Below are 4,142 nucleotides of genomic sequence, written 5' to 3'. Positions count from 1 at the left end.
GAGGCCGTCGCGGTGGCCCTGCGAAAGGCGCTGCTGGTGTCGCTGGATGATCTGCTGGCGGTTGTGCGGGAGTTCCTGAACCCGAACGCCTCGCGCTCGGGGCTGGACCGCTGCCTGCGCCGGCATGGCGTGGGGAACCTGCGCGACCTGAAGACCAAGGCGGCCAAGCCGAAGCACAGCGCCTTCAAGGCCTACGAGCCGGGCTACCTCCACATCGACGTGAAATACCTTCCGCAAATGGTCGATGAGACCCGCCGCCGTTACCTCTTCGTGGCCATCGACCGGGCGACCCGATGGGTCTTCATTCGTGTCTTCCCGGCAAAGACCGCGGCCAACGCACGGCGCTTCCTGCGCGATCTGGAGCGCGCCTGCCCGATCCGCATCCGCACCATTCTCACCGACAATGGCAAGGAGTTCACCGACCGCCTTTTCGGCCTGCGCAAGCGGACTGCCACGGGAGAGCACGCGTTCGACGCGCTTTGCGCCGCCCTCGACATCGACCACCGCCTGACCCCGCCGAAGTCGCCGCAGACCAACGGAATGGTCGAGCGCTTCAACGGCCGGATCGAAGAGGTCCTGCAGAGCCACCATTTCCGATCAGGCGAGGACCTGGAGATCACGCTCCACCGATACGTCTGGCTCTACAACCAGCAGCTCCCGCAATCAGCGTTGGCCAGCAAGGCGCCCTTGCAGGCCATGAAGGACTGGCACAAAATCAAGCCAGAGCTGTTCAAGAAACAGCCATACTACTTTCCGGGATGTGACACTTAAGGTAGATGGATGGCAGATACGCAGGGCGTTCAGACTCCAGTCACTCCGGCCAGCAGCAAGACGATAGCCCCAGAAAGATGCATGATCTCACCTCACCTTAGCCGGAGTATCCTGAAATAAAGTACGCCGCCCGAGATGGACGGCGTTTAGGTGCGCAGGCAGAGACCTGCGTCAAAGTTGCGCCTTTCAGGCGCTGATCAGACGCTTCGCGCCTGATGTTTCTTCCGGATCGCGCAGCACGTAGCCACGGCCCCAGACGGTCTCGATGTGCGTCTCTCCACCCGTCGCCTCGCTCAGCTTCTTGCGCAGCTTGCAGATGAAAACGTCGATGATCTTGAGTTCCGGCTCGTCCATGCCACCGTAAAGGTGGTTGAGGAACATCTCCTTGGTCAGCGTCGTGCCCTTTCGTAGCGAAAGAAGCTCCAGCATCTGGTACTCCTTGCCAGTCAGGTGCACGGGTTTGTCGTTCACTTCGACCGATTTGGCGTCGAGGTTCACGGCCACGCTGCCGGTACGAATTATCGACTGCGAATGGCCTTTGGAACGCCGTACGATGGCGTGGATGCGTGCGATCAATTCGTCGCGGTGGAACGGCTTGGTCATGTAATCGTCTGCACCGACGCCGAATCCGCGGATCTTGCTCTCTGTGTCGTCCGAACCTGACAGGATAAGAATCGGCGTTTCGATCCGGCTCATCCGAAGCTGCTTGAGCACGTCGTGGCCGTTGATGTCCGGCAGGTTCAGGTCGAGGAGGATCAGGTCGTAGTCGTAAAGCTTCGCCAGATCGATGCCTTCTTCCCCCATATCCGTCGAATAGACATTGAGGTTCGCGGACCCGAGCATCATTTCAATGCTCTTCGAGGTCGTTGGATCGTCTTCGACGAGCAGGATGCGCATGGCTCTCTCCGAGAAATCGCTGGGACTTGGCCCAACCTTTACCCAAATGGTTAACTTATCGTTACCATGAGTGACTCCCAAGGTGGAACATAGCTTAAGATTGTCGATACTTCTGCAGCAACGTCGTTTTCAGCCCATTGGTCCCGTGACTGACCATCGCCCGTTCCCAGCCTTCGAACTCCTCGTCCGACAGGTCGTAGCGCTCCAACGCCTCCTCCCGATCGATCAGGCCGGATTGCACACCCCGCACCACCGCTTCTTTCCGGCGGGCGACCCAGCGGGTTGTGCCCGGCGGCGGTAAATCGGCGCGTGTCATCTGATCGCCGTTGGGCAGCGTCACCACCCGCGGCCCCGGCTCTTTCCTGATAAACATCGGTCCATCTCCTGATCGTCTCGATGGCCCTTGCTGACCTCCGCGGCGTTAATCGAGAATGAAGCGGCGGGTTGTGAATATCGCAGATTTTTCTATATCGCATCGACATTAACCGGAGTTCGACATGCCGCGCGACCTGCCCCTCAACAGTCTCGGGATCCCGAAACCGCCCGAAGAGACCCGTGTCGTCGTCGCCATGTCCGGCGGCGTGGACAGTTCTGTTGTCGCGGCCGAACTGGCGCTTGAAGGTTACGACGTGATCGGCGTGACGCTGCAACTCTACGACCACGGAGCCGCGCTCGCGAAAAAAGGAGCCTGCTGCGCCGGGCGTGACATTCATGATGCGCGTCGTGTGGCGGAAACGATGGGTTTTCCGCATTATGTCCTCGACTACGAGAACACGTTTCGCGAGTCAGTCATCGACGAATTTGCCGACTCTTATCTCGGCGGCGCAACGCCCGTGCCCTGTATCCGCTGCAACGAGCGGGTGAAGTTCCGCGACCTGCTTGAGACAGCGAAGGATCTGGATGCCGATTGCATGGCGACCGGCCACTACATCCGTCGCGAGATGGGAGCGAAGGCGGAACTTCATCGCGCGGCCGATCCCATACGCGATCAATCTTACTTTCTTTTCTCGACCACGCAGGAGCAACTTGACTACCTGCGCTTTCCCTTGGGCCACCTGCCCGACAAGGCCGCGACGCGCGCATTGGCGGCCAAGCACGGGCTGCCCGTGGCCGACAAGCCCGACAGTCAGGATATCTGCTTCGTCCCGAACGGGAATTATGCGGCGGTGATCGAGAAACTTCGGCCCGGTGCAGCCGAACCCGGCCCCATCGTCGACATGGAAGGCCGCGAACTGGGTCGCCATGACGGCGTGATCCGCTACACGATCGGACAAAGGCGCGGTCTCAATATCGGCGGCTTGGCAGAGCCGCTATACGTCGTGAAGCTTGATCCAGACAGGCGCGAGGTCATTGTAGGCCCGAAATCGGCACTCGCCACGCGCCTGGTTCCACTGCGCGAGATCAACTGGCTGGGCGACGCCCCCTTGGACAGCCGCGCGGAGTGGCGTGTGGGCACCAAGGTGCGGTCAACGAAGCCGCCGATGGAAGCGATCCTGCGCCCTCTCGGTCCAGATGCCGCAGAAGTCGAGCTATTGACACCTGAGGAAGGGGTTTCACCGGGTCAGGCCTGCGTGTTCTACGATTTGGACGGCACGCGCCTCTTCGGTGGCGGGTGGATTTGGCGCGGATACTGAGCGGCGGTCGGCTCGCGTCACCTTATCGCTAATTTAGGAAACCGCTTCCGGCGCTCGCCGGCAGGGAAAAGCTGGACCGGCAGACCCACTGCCCCCGCACGTTCCGGACACGCAGACAACAAATCTGCCGTCGACCCAAAAGGAGCAGCGCGCCGAGCGCACCCATTAACAGGCTGCTGAAAAAGGCCGGTCTCGACGCGGTTTCGAGAACATGATTCACCTTCGTCACTGCAGTGGCGGAGAGGGCGACGATGCGCGGGACGGACGAGGCGAGCGGATCGCTGTTCAGCTATGTGGATCTTGATGAGCGGGTCCCTTCGGGTCATCCGCTTCGCAAGATCCGGCAGATCGTGAACGACGCGCTGGCGAGCCTCGATGCCGAGTTCGACGCACTCTACACCGACTTCGGCCGCCCCTCCATCGCGCCGGAGCGCCTGATCCGGGCGAGCCTTCTCCAGATCCTGTTCTCGATCCGCTCGGAGCGGCAGATGATGGAGCAGATGGATTACAACCTGCTGTTCCGGTGGTTCGTCGGACTTGGCATCGACGACCCGGTATGGGTCCCCACGGTGTTCAGCAAGAACCGCGACCGGCTGCTGACCACCGAGATGTCGCGCAAGGTGATGGCGGCGATCCTGGCACATCCGGAGGTCCGACCGCTGCTCTCGAATGAACACTTCTCGGTGGACGGCACGCTGATCAAGGCGTGGGCGTCCATGAAGAGCTTCCAGCCGAAGGAAAGCGCACCGCCGGATCGCGACGACGATCCAGGCGATCCGCCGCCTCCGCCAGCTAAAGAGGCCGCCGCAGACACCGACCATCAGCTTCAGCAGACCGAGA

At 61.2% G+C, this 4,142-nt stretch carries 5 protein-coding genes; 3 read left to right on the top strand and 2 right to left on the bottom strand.

Annotated elements, in window-relative coordinates; genetic code table 11:
- Nucleotides 1-771, top strand: a 771-nt coding sequence (locus tag JSE7799_RS16455) for an IS481 family transposase (RefSeq protein WP_055664571.1), incomplete at its 5' end; no start/stop codon positions are given.
- A 186-nt stretch (nt 772-957) separates the two neighbouring features.
- On the opposite strand, the gene ctrA is transcribed toward JSE7799_RS16455, so the two are convergent.
- Both ctrA and sciP read right to left on the bottom strand, forming a co-directional pair.
- Complete coding sequence (gene ctrA, locus JSE7799_RS16450) at nt 958-1,668, bottom strand: response regulator transcription factor CtrA (RefSeq protein ID WP_055664570.1); 711 nt, start codon at nt 1,666-1,668, stop codon at nt 958-960.
- Nucleotides 1,669-1,762: 94 nt separating this feature from the next.
- Nucleotides 1,763-2,041 carry a CtrA inhibitor SciP gene (gene sciP, locus JSE7799_RS16445; RefSeq protein ID WP_055664569.1) on the bottom strand — a complete coding sequence of 93 codons (279 nt, stop codon included), beginning with the start codon at nt 2,039-2,041 and terminating at the stop codon, nt 1,763-1,765.
- Between the two features lie 124 nt (nt 2,042-2,165).
- Between sciP and mnmA the strand changes: the two genes are divergently transcribed.
- Nucleotides 2,166-3,302: a tRNA 2-thiouridine(34) synthase MnmA gene (mnmA, locus tag JSE7799_RS16440; RefSeq protein ID WP_055664568.1), complete on the top strand. Its 1,137-nt coding sequence runs from the start codon at nt 2,166-2,168 to the stop codon at nt 3,300-3,302.
- A gap of 251 nt (nt 3,303-3,553) precedes the next feature.
- On the top strand, nt 3,554-4,142 hold a 589-nt coding region (locus JSE7799_RS16435), incomplete at its 3' end, for a transposase (protein ID WP_144431558.1).

This window comes from Jannaschia seosinensis (assembly GCF_001408515.1).
Lineage (GTDB): Bacteria > Pseudomonadota > Alphaproteobacteria > Rhodobacterales > Rhodobacteraceae > Jannaschia > Jannaschia seosinensis.
Note: the sequence above shows the minus strand (reverse complement) of the source record. Positions and strands in the feature narration are given on the sequence as shown.

What these genes read in the sequence shown, in the direction of transcription:
- ctrA (WP_055664570.1), bottom strand. Translation starts at nt 1,668, where the DNA reads ATGCGCATCCTGCTCGTCGAAGACGATCCAACGACCTCGAAGAGCATT.
- mnmA (WP_055664568.1), top strand. Translation starts at nt 2,166, where the DNA reads ATGCCGCGCGACCTGCCCCTCAACAGTCTCGGGATCCCGAAACCGCCC.
- sciP (WP_055664569.1), bottom strand. Translation starts at nt 2,041, where the DNA reads ATGTTTATCAGGAAAGAGCCGGGGCCGCGGGTGGTGACGCTGCCCAAC.